Source organism: Congregibacter variabilis (assembly GCF_045689235.1).
GTDB lineage: Bacteria > Pseudomonadota > Gammaproteobacteria > Pseudomonadales > Halieaceae > Congregibacter > Congregibacter variabilis.
Genome location: NZ_CP136864.1, coordinates 3,090,594 through 3,106,703, shown reverse-complemented (window position 1 = coordinate 3,106,703; position 16,110 = coordinate 3,090,594). Strand labels below are relative to the sequence as shown.

The following is a 16,110-nucleotide window of genomic DNA, read 5'->3' as shown; positions in this document are numbered from 1 at the left end:
TGGCTACGGGCCAACGTTCAAACAGGTGGCCTCCAGGGGCCGCCAATGATCCGGCACGGGGTTATTCTGGCAAATCAGTGCTAACACCGCCTCGCGATTATCTGCAGCTCGGCCTGCAATATTTTGACTCGCAATTTCAAATGCGGGCTCAGTCCGGATGACATCCAGTATGGGCTCGTCTAGCCAATCAATGAACTCGAGACCCATCGCATCGGACTGTTGAAGCGCGTCTAGAGCGCCCGCTTTATCACCCTTGAGGGCTGCGACGATAGTCTCACCAAAATAAAATAGCCGGCCTTCAAACCCGGAGTCTCCGACACTTCCTTGCAGCTCCTCTAACACCGCAAGCTGCGCCGCTGCTGCCTCCTCCTCACCGAGCTGCTGCAGTGAGTAAACAAGCTGTGCCGTCGGGCCATCATTTCCATTGGAATACACCGCCTCGCCAAAGTTCGTTTGAACCAGGGCCTGCCGCCACAGATCAACCGCTTCTCGATATCGCCCCTGGCGGTAGATACTTTCGGCGAGACTCGTGACGATTTCCAGGGACTCCGGATCTGCCGCCCTTGCTTGTGCCAGCGCATCCTCGGCTTCCTCGTAGCGCGCCGCGTTCAGCAAAGCCCAGGGTCGTACTTCTCTGTCAATACGCACGCTCTCATCAAAAATTCCAGCATTTGAGAACACAGCGGAAATATCGAAGTTTACCAATAGATCCCTCGCATCCAGTGAGTACGCCAGTAGTAGTTGCTCAAGTTGCCGGTCGTGCAGTCCCTGGCTCCGATACACTCTGGCCTGCGCTACGTGGCTTGCCCAAGGTGACTGCGCCATAAGCGAACGCGCGATGGCCAAAGCACGTTCAGACTCGCCCCCACCTGCAATAAACGTAACCGCGTTGAGACGCCCAATGACGCTCAGAGGATCAATTTGCAGCAGTTCCTCTCGCGCCTGCACGGCTTGCTCAGCGAGGCCTAATCCATTGAGCGCGTTCACACGCCAATTCAGGGCATCAGCATAATTGGGTCGTATGGCCAGCGCTTGCTCGCTGTACTTAAGATAACTGCGTGGATCAAAGTTCACTCTGGCAAGAATCGCTCGCGCGGCCCATAGCTCAGCAAAATCATCATCGAGCTTTTCTGCCGCCGCAATCTGCTCTCCCGCTCGCTCGTTAACCTCCGCAAGTGTTAGATCGCCGTAAGTACCTGATGTCGCCGCCAGTAAAGTTATACCGATGGCCAGCTGCGCCCGAGCAGGCGCGTAGTTCGGATCCAGACGCACAGCGCGCTCAAGCTCCCGCACCCCCGCGGTAATTGCCTGATTACCCCGCTGATTGACCAAAGCGCGGCCCTTAAGAAAAGCTTCGTAAGCAGCCGTATTTGCCGTGGCCTTGCTGGCCCCGGGTGACGCGTCATCCCCAAGCGCCAATTCTGCGGTTAGAGCATCAGCAATCGCTTTGGAGATATCGTCCTGAATCGCAAAGACGTCTTCGAGCTCCCGATCGTAGGTCTCGGACCACAAATGAAAACCACCCTCGGCCTCAATGAGCTGCGCGGTGATACGCAGGCGAGTGCCCGCTTTGCGCACAGAACCTTCCAGTACATGACCCACTTTTAGAAGCTGAGCAATCTCACCAATGTCGCGGTTGTCGCCCTTGAACTGAAAAGACGAAGTCCGCGCCGCAACGCGTAGCGCCGGGATCTGCGCCAGCACGTTGAGTAACTCCTCGGAAATGCCGTCGGAGAAGTACTCCTGCTCAGGATCCGAGGACAAATTTACAAAGGGAAGTACCGCGATAGAGGTCTTACCGTCGGGGTCGGCGCTGTCATTAGCACCATTTTGGGCACGCTCTGCGGCTCTTGCCGCTTCTTCGGTTTGCTGCCGGAGCGCTTCCATACCCGTGAGTGGTTCATCGCCCCCAGCAGTTCCTCGTGACTGCGACGACGACGCCAAGGGATCGTCGGTACTGGGCTCACGCAGGCGCCCTTCCCAAAACAGGTAGGCTACGGCAACGACCAAGGTGACAATGATCAAAGTGTCGAGTTTGCGGCGAGTTTGATGCACCACCGACACACCGTCGGCGATCTGGGACTCTCGCTTGATACCCTCGGGCGTAAGCTCAAAAACCCAGGCAAAAATCAGCGCCGGGAGCAAACCCAGCAGCAGCAAAAACAGCAGCGCCTGCATCACCCAGTCCGGAGCGCCGATGTTTTCCATGACCACATCAGCGACCTGGAGCAACAACCAGGCAACCACGGTATAGGCAATACCCACGCGGACCACGTTCCTGCGATGTAGCTCGCTAAATAAACTCATGCGTGACCTTTATTAGTACAGTGACCACCGTAGCAAAAGGGAGTGCCACCCACCAGAGAATATCGGTCTAAAGCCAGCCGTGACAAGGCTTAAAAGAGCCTTGTTAAGCACTAGAGATCGCGGACAAGGTACACTTGTGTTCCGAATTCATGGCCTGGCCGCGACAATGAGTCGCTGCCGCAGCGCCACACAAGGTAGTACATGCGCATCATAGAAATCACAAAAGAACCTGTGGAGCTCTACAAAATCCTCAAGTTCGAAGGACTCGTGGCCACCGGCGGCGAAGCAAAGCTGCTCATTGGGGACGGACAGGTTATCGTCAACGGCGAGATTGAGACCCGACGGCGACGTAAAATGCTCAACGGTGACATCATCGAGTTCCGTGCAGACACTCTACAACTTCAATTGGTTTAGCGTCCTATGAACAACACAATCCAAATCGCCCAGCGCGCCATGCTCCTGGCAGGGCGAATATTACTCGGACTGTATTTCATATTACCCGGGATCACCAAAATCACGGGCTTTGACTCAATGGTGCAGTACATGAGCGCCCACGGCGTGCCCTTTGTACAGCCACTGCTGATACTGACCATCATCTTGCAACTTTTTTGCGGTGCAAGTTTGGCCGCCGGCTGGCGTACTCAGTTAATGGCCTTTGTCCTTGCGGGCCTAACGCTGGTGATTAGTATTTACATGCACGACTTTTGGAGCATGGAAGAAGGTTTGCAGCGCGCCCATGAGATGCAGAACTTTATCAAGAACATGGCCATTATGGCGGGTCTGCTTTTTGTCGCGGGAGTGACCCCCGCTCGCAAGGCATGATCGCGCAGGCGATTAACAACGTGTCCCTCACTGCGAGATATTAAAGGCCATGCGAGTTCTTATAGACGACTATCGAAACCTCACTGCAGGGCACTGCGGAAGCGGCTCCATGCGTAACCTCATTTATCACTACACAGGTTTGGAGCTGGACGAGGGCGTTGTCTTTGGTCTGGGCTCAGGCCTTGATAGCGTATACTTCGATTACCCCCACGCCGACCCTCCCTATATGTGTTTTGGACGGGGATCATCTTTTGAAACCGATGTGACCGATGCCCTGGGCATCGACTACCGAGAGACCGCACAGCCTGACAACGCTCAAGCCTGGGAAGAGGTGCGCCAGGAGGTCATCGCCGGACGTCCCACCATGCTTTCGGGCGACATCTACTACCTCGATTACCGAAAGTTTAAAGTCCACTTTCCTGGGCACCGTTTTGTACTGCTGGGCTTTGATGATGAACGAGACGAAGTCTACGTTGCTGACCGTACGGACGAAGAAACACAGACCTGCTCTACCGAGGGCGTGCGACTTAGCCGCAACCCGCCCGTGGGCATGTCCACTTTAAACACCTGGGGAAAATTCCATTCGAATCAGGTACGCCACAGCTTGCCCGATGCCTGTGGACTAGCCTTAAGAAAAACCGTCGGCAGAATGCTGAATTTTGACAGCAGCCAAAAAGATCTTATGGCGGCCATGCGTGGAGATACCAAGGGCGACCTGGAAGTCGGCCTCGAGGGCTTGCGCATGCTTGCCAAAAAGCTACCGGATTGGGCAGAACTCGACGACCCCCGCGCCCATGCGCAATATCTGGACAACGCGATCATCAAATTTGGCACCGGTGGAGGTTTCTTCAGGGATCATTACGCTGCGTTTATGCGCTGGGCAGCGCTGCAACGCCCGGACCTGGTAGGCCCCACCACCGTCGCTCTTGCAGAAGGCGCCGCAAAAGGCTGGAACGAACTGTCTCCCATCATGCAGGCCATTGTTGCAGCGCCAAAAGACGCTGAACAATGGCAACGCGCTCAGGTGAAGTTAGAGGACATCTTCGAACAGGAGTACTCCCTGTTCGGTCACCTGGCCGACACGGTACTGAGAGCCGGCTAAGCCGGCCGCCACACCCGATATTCCACCTGAGCGTCCGGCAGAAAGCGGCCCTCGCCGACAAAGAACGTTGTGTTAATCCAGCTGTATCGATCGTCGCCCGTTTCCATACGCGGGTTGGTGTAAAAGTACTGGTCGCCAAACTCCGTACCCGTACCCTGGGCCAAGGCGTTTTGCACCGTCTCATTCATTTGAAGAATACCCAGGTACTGGATGTAGATGTGTGCATCATCATGCGTCTGCACCTGCATGCGAACATCAGGTCTTAAACAACCATCGGGACCGATAAGAGCCCACTCTCCGCCGCTGAGGACTGTACCGTTGAGTCGCTCACCCTCGACGACGCCACCGGAAATGCCGTAGTGCACCCGCGTGCCGATCGGCCCGGTACCAACGGGCTGTGGTTCATGAAGTGATGCTCGGATAATACATTCCTGAACAAGCTGCATAGTAAGTCCTCTTTATTGTTGGCTTTCCTTCGAACCGCCACATTAGCATTTCTGTTTGCCCAGAGGTTCGTGGTAAACAGGCTGCTGCGCACCCGATACGAGGAAAGTGATGCCAGGCATCGCTTGAGGAGAATAAAAATGACAAAGCAACTTCAAAGCATGACGGACAAACAGTGTAACGACGCACCAGCGAGCTATACAGATCTGAGCGTTCTAATGCTCAACTGCACGCTGACCCGGTCGCCCTCCGTGTCGCATACCGAAGGCTTGCTAAAAGTGGCAGAAGGGATTTTTACGGCCAATGGTGTTTCTGTAGAGATCCTGCGACCGGTAGACTTCGAGATTCCTGCAGGACTTGCCCGGGATTACAGCGGCGTAGACGGATATGAGCGCGATGACTGGCCCCAGATTCAAGCCAAGATAGATGCCTGCGATATCCTAATCATCGGTACCTCAGTCTGGCTTGGGGAAAAGAGCTCGGTTTGTAATCGCGTGCTTGAGCGCATGTACGGATACACGCACAACTTCAACGATAAAGGCCAGTATCGAGATTACGGAAAAGTGGGCGCAACCTTGATTACCGGCAATGAGGATGGAGTTAAACACTGCGCGATGAATATTCTGTTCTCTCTATCGCACATTGGCTACACGGTACCGCCGCAGGCGGACGCGGGCTGGATGGGAGAAGCCGGCCCCGGTCCGTCGTACATGGATGCCGGATCCGGCGGTCCGGAAAATGACTTTACAAACCGCAATACGACGTTTCTGGTTTGGAATTGTTTACACCTCGCCCGTATGCTTAAAGACGCAGGTGGTATTCCCGCACACGGCAATCAACCCGATGCCTGGGATGCTGGCTGCAAGAGTGACTTCGCAAGCCCTGAGCACAGGCGATAAGGCCGAGGCTTTAGGCGCGGGATTTAAAACCGCGCCTAAATCCGGTGGTCGTCAAGAACAGATTAGTCTGACGAATACTTTATTGGTGCCGAACTTCGGCGTACTGCCGATCACCCCAACCGATGAGAACATTGTTTTTAAAGATCACCGGTGTGGTCTCATCACGAGTGGTTTCACCATCAGAGTGCTTTCGCTGAGTACGGTAGAACAAAACGCGTACTTCTTCGCCGTCCTTGGTAAAAGCTTCTGAATCTGAAGGAGTCCCTAAGTCTGCAACGACCGAATTGCGCGTCGAACCAATTTCTAACTGACTGATCATTTCACGGTTATCCCGCTGATCATCGCGCCAATCGTCGTGTTTGACGTACTCGCCGTCGATGAACACACAACCGGTTGTACCCAAGGATATGAGAGCGACAAGAACTAAATTCGCAAAAGGCTTCACGGTTTTTCCTCTATGTAAGAATGCAGAAATCGACTCGGTCGATAATGTTGGCATGACGGAGCAATGCCGGGAACTATGATTGGATGAAAGCCCTGGCAGATCAATGTAAGCACATGCGGTCCGTCCCGTTAACGGCACGCTTTGTCGCTTGTCGAGCACCCTGCGAGGAAGTGACTCACGCCAAACGAAAAAAGCCGTCACAAGTGACGGCTTTTGATGCAGCACTTTGGCTACCTAGGGCGCGCGAACTAAACGACGCTCTCCGCGTTTCGCCCCCAGTACGGCTTCGTGCTTCACATACTCCTTAATCAAATCCGCCTCATCCGGCGTAAGGTATTCCTTCCAGGCAGGCATTCCGTTGGCCGCCAGACCACCCTCAATGACAATAGCCTGCCAGGCCGGCTCAATCTCGGCAATGCGGTACCGCAGGTCAGGTATCAGACCGGCACTAATGGCATTGCCACCATGGCAGACAGCGCAATACAAGTTATAAAGCCCACGTCCAGACTCAACAAATTCGCTACTTGCAACCTCGACGCCAGCGGCTACCAGCTGCTGCTCCACCACAGGAACCTTGGGTAATGTTTCTGCCCCACCCAACTTAAAGACCAACAAGCGACTGATGTTAATCATGTTCTGAGGGCCACTCACCGAGCCAAAAGGCAAACCCGTCTCACCGCCCCAACCCTGAGCCACGGCAACGTACTGTTCTCCATCAATGGTGTAGGTGATTGGCGAAGCCATCACACCGCCCTGCACTGGGTAGCTCCAGAGCTCATCTCCTGAGTCTGCGGCAAAGGCACTGAAGGTGCCGGTCAGATCACCCTGAAACAACAGATTACCGTGGGTCGACAGCAAGCCTGAGCCCGAGTAATAACCCCGCGGCTTTTTCCAAACGGCCTCTCCTTTAATCGGATCCCAGGCAATGAGTTCTGCTGCCAAGGCTTCTTTACCTATAGCCGCACGCGCTGCCGCTGGCACTTCGTCCGGCATTCCCACCATCGCTGCAACGTTGTAGTTGACGTGCCATACAGCGTCACGCTCAAGCGTATGAAAATCATCGGCATAAATCGATGATGAAGATTTGGCCGGAATGTAGACCAACCCTGTATCCGGACTGTACGTCATGGGATGCCAGTTGTGCGCTCCAGAAGGCCCGGGAGACACCATGGTGTCGCTATTGCCATCGCGCATGCCCGGCGCTTCTACGGGGCGCCCTGTCTCCATATCCACATGGGTCGCCCAGGTAACAGGCATGTATTTGTCGGCCGACAGCAGTTCGCCGGTTGCTCGATCTATGACATAGAAAAAGCCGTTCTTGGGCGCCTGCATGAGGACCTTGCGATCCTCTCCGTTAATGGGAAGTTCTGCCAGAATCATATGTTGCGTGGCGGTGTAATCCCAGTGATCTCCCGGCGTGGTTTGGTAATGCCAGGCGTAGTCACCGGTATCGGCATCTACCGCCACGATGGATGAGATAAACAGATTGTCGCCACCTTCCGGGCTGCGAATCTTTTGGTTCCAGCTGGCGCCGTTACCAACCCCGATGTATAGAAGGTTCAGCTCAGGATCAAAAGCGAAGGAATCCCATGCAGTACCGCCACCTTTGCCGTTGTCCCACCACTTTCCTGTCCAGGTGTCCGCGATCCACTCCTGCGTTTCGTCTTCGAATCCCTCAGCAGGGTTACCCGGAACAGTATAGAAACGCCACGCCTGCTCACCGGTGACCGCATCATAGGCGGTGACATAGCCGCGCACAGACATTTCCGCACCGCCATTACCAATGACCACTTTGCCATTAACAATTCGCGGAGCTCCGGTCACTGTGTAGGAATCCGTGGTGTTAATACGGGTATCTACATCCCAGACAACTTCACCGGTGTCGCGGTCCAGGGCACGCAGATGGCCATCAATACTTGCGGCATAAACGTTGTCACCCCAAAGAGCTGCCCCCCTGTTAACAACATCGCAACAGGCATGGACGCCATAATCCTTGGGTACCTTCGGATCAAAATGCCATAGCTCCTCACCGGTTTTCGCATCGTAGGCCAGCACATGCCCCCAGGAAGCTGTCACAAAAAGCTTGCCATCGGCCATCAGCGGTGTGGTTTCAATACCGCGATCAGTCGGAAGCTCGGCATACCAGGCCAGCCCAAGCTCCTTGATGTTGTCAGCATTAATCCCATCCAGAGGACTGAAGCGTTGCTCGCCGTAGGTGCGCCCATGAGTGAGCCACTCACCAGGCGTCGAATCGGCAGCTTTGATGCGCGCCGCCGTTACCGCCGTACTGCCCGGCGCAACCGCGGGTGTTGCTTGGGCCTCTACCAGCGGGGCTTCCTGCTGATCACCGCTACAAGCGGCAAGCATTAACACCAGGGGTAAAACAGCCGTGCCAAAACGTAAAGGTGTGAAGTGCATAGATGTATTCCGTGTTTATTCTTTTGTCGGCCACTACATTAGCAAAGTTCTCCGCAATAGACATGACCTTGGTCTTGTTCGTAGCGGTAGGCAATGGGACACTCCAGCGCATGCCTAAAAGAATCACCAACTTCATTCTCGATTTTATACGTCTGGAATCAGCTGCAGGAATACTGCTGTTTTTCACCGCGCTATTGGCAATAGTAATCGCCAATACCCCGGCGTTCAGTATTTACCAACAATTCTTCGCCACCCCGGTGGAGATTCGTGTCGGTGCGCTGGAGATAGCCAAGCCCTTGTTACTGTGGGTCAACGACGGACTCATGGCGGTGTTTTTCTTTCTTATTGGCCTTGAACTCAAGAGAGAACTTACCGAGGGCGAGCTCTCAGATAAAAGAAACATCGTATTGCCCGGTGCAGGAGCCATTGGCGGCATGCTGGCTCCGGCGGGCATCTACCTACTGTTTAATGCAGCAGACCCCCTGGCAAGCCGGGGCTGGGCCATACCCGCGGGAACCGACATTGCTTTTGCGTTAGGCGTGCTCAAGTTGCTGGGCAATCGCGTCCCACTATCGGTGAAGATTTTTCTCACATCCCTCGCGATCTTTGATGACATCGGCGCCATCGTAATCATTGCCGTGTTCTATACCTCCAAGATCTCTCTGGGAGCCCTGGCGATCGCTGGCTTGTGCTTACCTGTGTTATTCGCCCTTAACAAACGCGGCGTCACTTCCCTGAGCCCCTATGTATTAGTGGGAACAATAATGTGGGTGGCTACGCTTAAGTCCGGCGTACATGCAACGCTCGCCGGCGTGGTTTTGGCCATGTTTATCCCCATGCGCGACCCCAGGGACTCAAACTTTTCGCCGTTAAAAACTCTAGAGCATGACCTCCACAGCGTGGTTGCCTACTTCGTTCTACCTGTCTTCGCCTTTGCGAACGCGGGCATCAGCTTCGCCGGGATATCTATGGAGCAGCTGACGCATAGCGTGACTCTGGGTATCGCCCTTGGACTTTTTTTGGGCAAGCAGCTGGGCATCTTCGTGTTTTGCGCTATCGCCATAAAGCTCAGTCTTGCAAAGCTTCCCGATGGAATGAGCTGGTCAGCGCTTTATGGAAGCTCTGCTCTGTCTGGCATTGGCTTTACCATGAGTTTGTTTATCGGTTCTCTGGCATTTGCCAATGCAAATCTCGTGGTGGATGAACGCATGGGCATTCTTCTGGGATCGCTAGCATCGGGAATACTCGGATACTTTCTCCTGCGCAAAAGCTTCTCCTCGTCATGACTGATGTTTTGCTAGCGGGCGCAACCGGGCTTGTGGGCCAAGCTGTATTAGATCACCACGATCCCCAGACGCTGACAATCAGCACCGTCGGGCGCAGAGCCACCGGTAGAGTCAAAAATGAGGTGATCACGGATTTGGTCTCGCCCATAAGCTTGCCCCCCGCTGATATTGCCATCTGTGCGCTGGGCACCACCATCGCCAGCGCGGGCTCCAAAGGTGCTTTTCAGGCAGTTGATCACGACGCAGTACTGGCATTCGCGAGAGCTGCGCAGGCGGCAGGGGTAAACCACTTCATCGTAGTGACCGCCGTCGGGGCAAATCCCAAGGCTGCTGTTTTCTACTCCCGGGTAAAAGGAGAAACCGAGCGCGATCTTGAAGCCCTGGGTTTTTCGCGGCTGGACATTGCTCAACCAGGCCTACTTTTAGGCCGACGCACAGAGCGCCGACCCGTGGAATCACTCCTGCAAACAGTAGATCCTGTGATGCGGCTTTTTATGAAGGGCCCCATGGATCGTTACGCGGGGATTCCAACATCGGTCGTCGGCAGCGCCTTGCTGGCGCTGTGCAAGAAGCGTGATGCCGGTGTTTACCGCCACGAAAATCGCGCCTTACATCGTTTATCCGTGAGCTAAGCGCTACCTGCCACAAGCGCCGCAGGCGCGCTCTATAGATCAGAGCATTTGCAGCGACATACCGAATGAAGACACAATTCGATTTTTCTGTCCTTGGCTTTATCTATGTACCGTATAAATTCCCGCGCTTGTCGCTTAGCTGTATCAGTCATTCTTGGAGGCACCTTGTCCGCCTGTTCAAACATCTCTGATTCGACGTCCGAAACACTCGTTACCAAGGCAACAAAGCAAAGTCAGCTCACCCTGGAAGCAATTTTTGGCGACGACGCCTACGAGGCAAAAAAACCCGGGAGCCTGCACTGGCTCGATGATAGTAGTGGCTACACGGTGCTCGAGACGCCAGACAACTACAGCGACAAAGATGAAGAAGAAGAAGATGCTTCCAAACCGAAGGACATCGTCCTGTACGACCCAGCCAATGGCGAGCGACGGGTTCTGGTTAGCGCACAACAACTCACGCCCGAAGGTGCAGATGAGCCTCTGGCAGTCGACGACTACAGCTGGTCACAAGATCACAGCAAACTACTGATTTATACCAACAGCAAAAAGGTCTGGCGCAAAAAAAGCCGCGGGGATTACTGGGTGCTGGATCTGCCGAGTGAACAGCTGAGCAAACTTGGCGGCGACGCTGGACCAGCAACCTTGCAGTTTGCAAAGTTCTCTCCCGACGCAAGCCAGGTGGCCTATGTAAGAGAGGCCGATATTTTTGTAGAGGACCTTGCTCGTCAGACGATCACACAACTAAGTAAGCGCTCGGGCGAGCACATAATTAATGGCATTATGAGCTGGGCCTACGAAGAAGAGTTCCAGATACTTGATGGCTTTCGTTGGAGCCCAGACGGACAGCGCATCGCCTACTGGCAGTTCGACACCTCCGGGGTGCGCAACTTTACACTGATCAACAATACCGATTCGCTGTACCCCACTGTCACCGAAATACCCTACCCCAAGGTGGGTGAAACAATCTCCGCAGCCAAAGTGGGCACCGTTGCCGTCACCGGAGGTGCCACCGCATGGGCCGAGCTACCGGGCGACTCACGACAGATGTACGTTCCGCGCATGGATTGGGCTAACTCCAGCGACAAAATCATTGTTCAGCAGCTCAATCGTCGCCAGGACCGCAACACAGTGTTCTATGTCGATGCCACAACTGGTAAAGCAACGCCCTTGTTTGTAGAACAGGCGCCACACTACATTTTTGATGTAGAAGACGTGCACTGGTTGGAGCAATCCGGCGACTTTCTGTGGCGAAGTGAACGAGCAGGCTGGTGGCATGTGTACCGTGTTAGCGAAGATGGCGTCACGTTTACTGATCTGACGCCTGGAGACTTTGACATCACGGATGTTGCTCACGTTGACGAAGCCGGTGGCTGGCTGTACTTCATGGCTTCACCTGATGCCATGGAAGCACGCTACCTGTTTCGTTCACGCCTGGACGGTAGTGGTGAGATAGAGAAGCTCACAAGCGCAGATATGTCCGGCACCAATAGTTATCAGATATCAGAGGATGCCCGCTGGGCAGTCCATAGCCACCAGAGCTTCATGCAGCCACCGCAGTATCGATTGATCTCTCTGCCCGATCACCGCGAAGTAGCTATGCTCGAAGATAACGCGGCCCTTGTTGCAAAGCTTTCACAATTAACATTGGGCGAGCACGACTTCTTTCGCGTTGATGCTCGCGACGGCCTGCCGCTCGATGGCTATCTGATCAAGCCACCGCAGTTTGACGCCAGCAAGCAGTACCCCGTTGTCTTCTATGTTTACAGCGAAGTTGCCGGACAGACCGTGCGGGATAGCTGGGCTGGCAAACGGCATCTTTGGCACCTGTACATGACGCAGCAGGGATATCTGGTGGCGTCTGTAGATAGCCGCGGATCAAAAGCCCCTCGGGGTCGGGATTGGCGTCAATCTGTCTATGGCGCCATCGGTGTACTGGCCGCACGAGATCAGTCGGACGCTTTGAGTGCCATGGCCGCTCGCTGGTCGTTTATCGATGAATCCAATGTGGGAATTTGGGGGCACTCGGGAGGCGGTTCCATGACTTTGAACATGCTGTTTCGCTATCCGCAGCAGTACAAAGCCGGCGTCTCGCAAGCGCCAGTAACTGATCAGCGACTCTACGACGCCATCTACCAGGAACGTTACTCTGGCTTGCTGGACGAGTACTCCGATGGGTATACCGAAAGCTCCCCCATTACCCACGCCAAAAACCTGCAGGGCCAGTTATTGCTGGTGCACGGTACCGGCGATGACAATGTGCACTATCAGGGGAGCGAGCGTCTGGTTAATGAACTGGTCAGGCTGAACAAGCCGTTCCGCTTTATGGCCTACCCCAACCGCACGCACGCGGTTGTTGACAAGGAAGGAGAAGGTACCGAACTGCATCTTGGGACCCTGCGAGCTCGTTTCTTTGATGAGCACCTAAGGCAACAATGAGTATGGCCGGCAAAAAATGCCACCGTACGAATCAAAAGGGGTAACAGCGTTACCCCTTGAAAATCTGCAGCAGCAGGCCGACGCTCAGGGCTTGGCGTAAACCTCACGTCCGGCAAAGTAGGTGTGATCAACCACCAGTTTTTTGAAGCTAGCGTTCATGGGCTCGGGCACTTTGCCACTCAGAACTACAAAATCAGCCCACTTCCCAACGCTAATAGAGCCTATCTGGTCTTTCCAAGGCGTAATATCTGCACCAGCCTGCGTATAGGCATGCAGGGCATCATCAAAATTCACGGCTTCTTCGGGATGCCAGGGTTTTCCATCATAAAATCCGAAGGGACTCTCGCGAAAAACCGCATCACTGATCTGCGTTAGCGGGCTCAAAGGTGAGGTTGGGTAGTCGGCACCGAACACCAGAGTAGCATCGCCATCAAGCAGCGACTGCCAGACATAGGCCCGGTCCTCTCGCTCAGCACCGACTCGGACCGGCACATAAGCAATGGCATTGGTGCAGTGGTTAGGCTGCATCGAAGCCACCACACCCAACTCCTTAAAGCGCGGCACATCATCCGGATGCAACAGTTCAATATGCTCGACACGATTGGGCGCAGGCACTTCATTGTCTTTTGCCGACTCAAAGGCATCGAGCGCCGCTCGCACCGCCGCGTCGCCAATGGAATGTATCGCCACGGGCATGCCTGCCGCCGTCACTCGATGCACAAGACTCGCCAGGTCATCAGGCTCAGTAATGTACTCGCCGCGCCAATTAGGACGATCATGATAATTCTCCATCAACACTGCGGTGTGCGCTGAAAGCACCCCATCGTTGATGAGCTTTACGAAACCGGCATACAGTAAGGGGCCAACTTCCTGCTCTTTGTTGGTCGCCTTAACGCGCCTGGCTGTATCGGCGGTCTTGTGAAGCACCGCGTCGATTTCCTCATCCCAGGACTCCGGCTCCGCCTTTAGACCATAGTGGCCATACCAAACACGAATCGTCGGATCGCCGTTCTCAACAATGTGCAGATAGTCATCCAGGCTTCCCATTTGATGCAGCCCAGTCACGCCAAAACTATTGGCATAGCGCTGCATTTTCGCAAGACCTTCGCGGCGCAGTGCACTGCTGCGAGGGGGAATCTGGTCTCTAACTACGCTCATGGCGCCCTCAAGCAAAATACCCGTGGGCTCTCCCGTTAGGGGATCTATTCGTATCTCGCCACCCGCCGGTACCGGCGTATCAGCGCTCACACCCGCTATGTTTAGCGCCAGTGAGTTAACCCAGCCATAGTGACCATCGATGTGAGTGAGAAATATCGGGCGATCCGGAACAATCTCGTCCAGCATTTGCCGAGTGGGATACTCGCCGTCGGACAAGGTGTGATCCCAATAACCGCCGGTCATCCATTCCCCGTCGGCCAGACGGGCATCGGCATCTTTTATGAGACTGAGCCAGCTTTGCTTTTCCACAATGTAGCTCAGGTCCACACCGGCAACGACCGGCGCGTTACCACTCATGTGTGAGTGGCTATCAATAAGGCCTGGCGTTACTGTTCGCCCGGCGGCATCGATAATCTGAGTACCCGCATCTGCCAGCGCACGAATATCCGCATTACTTCCAACTGCTGTAAATCGTGAATTCTCTATCGCAAATGCCTGGACGCGCGGAGCGTCCGGATCAACGGTACGAACGTCGCCGTTGACCACGATGATATCTGGCGCAGCCAAAGCTGCCGGCAACCCCAACAAGCATCCGGCCAAACCAATGACCGCAAGCTTTGCAGAACAACCAGGGAACAGGAATTCTTTTGTCATAGTGCAGGCGTACCCCCAAAGCGAATCGGTAAACGTTTATGCACATGATAATGACACAACGAGCGCAATGCGTGGCTCATGCGTCCTGTGGAACGAAAACCCCGTGAGCGCACAAGACAAAACGTGTAATCTCTGCCTATCCCAAGATAATCACAATAGGGCATGACACGTGAATGACGTTGAATCCGATCATAGCGGAGCACAGAATCATCCAGACAACCCTTACCGCACGCGCCGTGCGAGTTGGTATGCCCTGGTCCTACTGACCATTGTTTACAGCTTCAATTTTATTGATCGCCAATTGCTGGCGATACTTCAGGAATCCATCAAAGCTGATCTTGACCTTTCCGACAGTCAGCTTGGGCTTTTGACCGGCTTTGCCTTTGCGATTTTTTATGTCACCGCGGGCATTCCTATCGCGCGTTGGGCCGACCGCGGCAATCGCCGAAACATCGTATCGCTCTCCCTGTTTATCTGGAGCTTCATGACGGCCCTCAGCGGCTTTGTTCAGAACTATGCGCATCTATTAATGGCACGCATCGGTGTCGGCGTAGGTGAGGCCGGTGGTAGCCCGCCTTCGCACTCCATCATCTCGGACATCTTTCCGGCAGACCGCCGCGCTACAGCGATTGGCTTCTACTCCATGGGCGTGAGCATCGGCATTTTGTTTGGCTTTCTGGCCGGAGGCTGGCTCAACGAGTTCTTCGGCTGGAGAACGGCGTTCATGGTCGTGGGTATACCCGGCGTTATCCTGGCCATTGTTCTGCGCTTCACCCTCAGAGAACCCATTCGCGGCCTTCATGATGGAGTCCCCAGCGGCAGTGGCCCGGTACCCTTTGGTGAGGTACTGAGCGTCCTCTGGAGTCGCCCTACTTTTCGACACATTGCCTTAGGCGCCGGGCTCAACGCCTTCTGCGGCTATGCCACGGCCAACTGGACAGCATCTTTTATGATTCGCACCCATGCCATGTCCACCGGCGAGCTGGGCACCTGGCTGTCCATGATCATCGGTGTGGGCGGCGCCATAGGCGTTTTCTTTGGTGGCTATCTCGCCGATCGCATGGCCAAGACTGACAAGCGCTGGTACGCCTGGCTGCCGAGTCTCTGCGGATTCGCGATTGTGCCGTTTATGATCAGTGTCTATTTGGTCGACAGTCCTTACGTCGCCTTGTCACTATCAATAATTCCCGGTCTGCTTTTTCAGGTCTATCTGGGCAACACTATTGCTACGACGCATGCGATCGTAGGGCCGCGTATGCGTGCCACGGCCTCGGCGGTGTTGTTTCTGATTCTCAATATTATTGGTCTGGGAGCAGGTCCTTGGGTTGTAGGGGTTCTTAGCGACTTCCTGGCACCCAGCCTCGGCACCGAATCGCTGCGCTACGCCATGCTGTATGCCCTGCCACCGGTAATGACCTGGTCAGCAGTGCACTACTGGCTGGCTGCCAAGCACCTTAGGCAGGACATCGCGAACGCGCCCAACTGATAGGCGGAGTCACCAGACTAT

13 protein-coding genes are annotated in these 16,110 nt (G+C 54.7%); 8 read left to right on the top strand and 5 right to left on the bottom strand.

The window, feature by feature from the left end:
• Nucleotides 1–3: 3 nt before the first annotated feature.
• Complete coding sequence (locus tag R0135_RS13790) at nt 4–2,307, bottom strand: hypothetical protein (RefSeq protein ID WP_407347498.1); 2,304 nt, start codon at nt 2,305–2,307, stop codon at nt 4–6.
• Between the two features lie 201 nt (nt 2,308–2,508).
• Between R0135_RS13790 and R0135_RS13785 the strand changes: the two genes are divergently transcribed.
• The 3 genes from R0135_RS13785 to R0135_RS13775 are packed head-to-tail and all read left to right on the top strand — an operon-like array spanning nt 2,509 to nt 4,231.
• Nucleotides 2,509–2,721 carry an RNA-binding S4 domain-containing protein gene (locus R0135_RS13785; protein WP_407347497.1) on the top strand — a complete coding sequence of 71 codons (213 nt, stop codon included), beginning with the start codon at nt 2,509–2,511 and terminating at the stop codon, nt 2,719–2,721.
• A gap of 6 nt (nt 2,722–2,727) precedes the next feature.
• The gene (locus R0135_RS13780; protein WP_407347495.1) at nt 2,728–3,129 is read left to right on the top strand and encodes a DoxX family protein; all 402 of its coding nucleotides are present in this window, start codon (nt 2,728–2,730) and stop codon (nt 3,127–3,129) included.
• A gap of 49 nt (nt 3,130–3,178) precedes the next feature.
• Nucleotides 3,179–4,231 (top strand): BtrH N-terminal domain-containing protein, encoded by a 1,053-nt coding sequence (locus tag R0135_RS13775; protein WP_407347493.1) that lies wholly within the window; start codon nt 3,179–3,181, stop codon nt 4,229–4,231.
• Here the strand turns inward: R0135_RS13775 and R0135_RS13770 are convergent.
• On the bottom strand, nt 4,228–4,677 hold the full coding sequence (locus R0135_RS13770; RefSeq protein WP_407347491.1) for a DUF3237 domain-containing protein: 450 nt from the start codon (nt 4,675–4,677) through the stop codon (nt 4,228–4,230). The two genes, R0135_RS13775 and R0135_RS13770, sit on opposite strands and share 4 nt — an antisense overlap.
• A gap of 138 nt (nt 4,678–4,815) precedes the next feature.
• On the opposite strand from R0135_RS13770, the gene R0135_RS13765 reads away from it, so the two are divergent.
• Entirely contained in the window at nt 4,816–5,574 is a 759-nt protein-coding gene (locus R0135_RS13765) for a flavodoxin family protein (RefSeq protein WP_407347489.1), read from the top strand.
• Nucleotides 5,575–5,653: 79 nt separating this feature from the next.
• Here R0135_RS13765 and R0135_RS13760 read toward each other — a convergent pair whose 3' ends face one another.
• Nucleotides 5,654–6,073, bottom strand: coding sequence for a DUF3192 domain-containing protein (locus R0135_RS13760; RefSeq protein ID WP_407347487.1), 420 nt, complete (start codon nt 6,071–6,073; stop codon nt 5,654–5,656).
• A 180-nt stretch (nt 6,074–6,253) separates the two neighbouring features.
• Nucleotides 6,254–8,437 (bottom strand): PQQ-dependent dehydrogenase, methanol/ethanol family, encoded by a 2,184-nt coding sequence (locus tag R0135_RS13755; RefSeq protein ID WP_407347485.1) that lies wholly within the window; start codon nt 8,435–8,437, stop codon nt 6,254–6,256.
• Between the two features lie 110 nt (nt 8,438–8,547).
• On the opposite strand from R0135_RS13755, the gene nhaA reads away from it, so the two are divergent.
• From nhaA to R0135_RS13740, 3 genes are all read left to right on the top strand, one after another.
• The gene (nhaA, locus tag R0135_RS13750) at nt 8,548–9,723 is read left to right on the top strand and encodes a Na+/H+ antiporter NhaA (RefSeq protein ID WP_407349924.1); all 1,176 of its coding nucleotides are present in this window, start codon (nt 8,548–8,550) and stop codon (nt 9,721–9,723) included.
• On the top strand, nt 9,720–10,355 hold the full coding sequence (locus R0135_RS13745) for an oxidoreductase (protein ID WP_407347484.1): 636 nt from the start codon (nt 9,720–9,722) through the stop codon (nt 10,353–10,355). The genes nhaA and R0135_RS13745 overlap by 4 nt, the downstream gene beginning before the upstream one ends.
• A gap of 165 nt (nt 10,356–10,520) precedes the next feature.
• Nucleotides 10,521–12,791: a DPP IV N-terminal domain-containing protein gene (locus R0135_RS13740; RefSeq protein ID WP_407347482.1), complete on the top strand. Its 2,271-nt coding sequence runs from the start codon at nt 10,521–10,523 to the stop codon at nt 12,789–12,791.
• An 84-nt stretch (nt 12,792–12,875) separates the two neighbouring features.
• Here the strand turns inward: R0135_RS13740 and R0135_RS13735 are convergent, their stop codons facing one another.
• On the bottom strand, nt 12,876–14,603 hold the full coding sequence (locus R0135_RS13735) for an amidohydrolase (RefSeq protein WP_407347480.1): 1,728 nt from the start codon (nt 14,601–14,603) through the stop codon (nt 12,876–12,878).
• Between the two features lie 169 nt (nt 14,604–14,772).
• On the opposite strand from R0135_RS13735, the gene R0135_RS13730 reads away from it, so the two are divergent.
• Nucleotides 14,773–16,089, top strand: a complete 1,317-nt coding sequence (locus R0135_RS13730) for a spinster family MFS transporter (protein ID WP_407347478.1) — start codon at nt 14,773–14,775, stop codon at nt 16,087–16,089.
• The last annotated feature ends 21 nt before the right edge of the window (nt 16,090–16,110 follow it).

Coding starts and splice junctions, on each gene's coding strand:
- R0135_RS13765 (WP_407347489.1), top strand. CDS start 4,816: ATGACAAAGCAACTTCAAAGCATGACGGACAAACAGTGTAACGACGCA.
- R0135_RS13755 (WP_407347485.1), bottom strand. CDS start 8,437: ATGCACTTCACACCTTTACGTTTTGGCACGGCTGTTTTACCCCTGGTG.
- R0135_RS13775 (WP_407347493.1), top strand. CDS start 3,179: ATGCGAGTTCTTATAGACGACTATCGAAACCTCACTGCAGGGCACTGC.
- R0135_RS13760 (WP_407347487.1), bottom strand. CDS start 6,073: ATGCCAACATTATCGACCGAGTCGATTTCTGCATTCTTACATAGAGGA.
- R0135_RS13745 (WP_407347484.1), top strand. CDS start 9,720: ATGACTGATGTTTTGCTAGCGGGCGCAACCGGGCTTGTGGGCCAAGCT.
- R0135_RS13780 (WP_407347495.1), top strand. CDS start 2,728: ATGAACAACACAATCCAAATCGCCCAGCGCGCCATGCTCCTGGCAGGG.
- R0135_RS13735 (WP_407347480.1), bottom strand. CDS start 14,603: ATGACAAAAGAATTCCTGTTCCCTGGTTGTTCTGCAAAGCTTGCGGTC.
- R0135_RS13790 (WP_407347498.1), bottom strand. CDS start 2,307: ATGAGTTTATTTAGCGAGCTACATCGCAGGAACGTGGTCCGCGTGGGT.
- R0135_RS13770 (WP_407347491.1), bottom strand. CDS start 4,677: ATGCAGCTTGTTCAGGAATGTATTATCCGAGCATCACTTCATGAACCA.
- nhaA (WP_407349924.1), top strand. CDS start 8,548: ATGCCTAAAAGAATCACCAACTTCATTCTCGATTTTATACGTCTGGAA.
- R0135_RS13785 (WP_407347497.1), top strand. CDS start 2,509: ATGCGCATCATAGAAATCACAAAAGAACCTGTGGAGCTCTACAAAATC.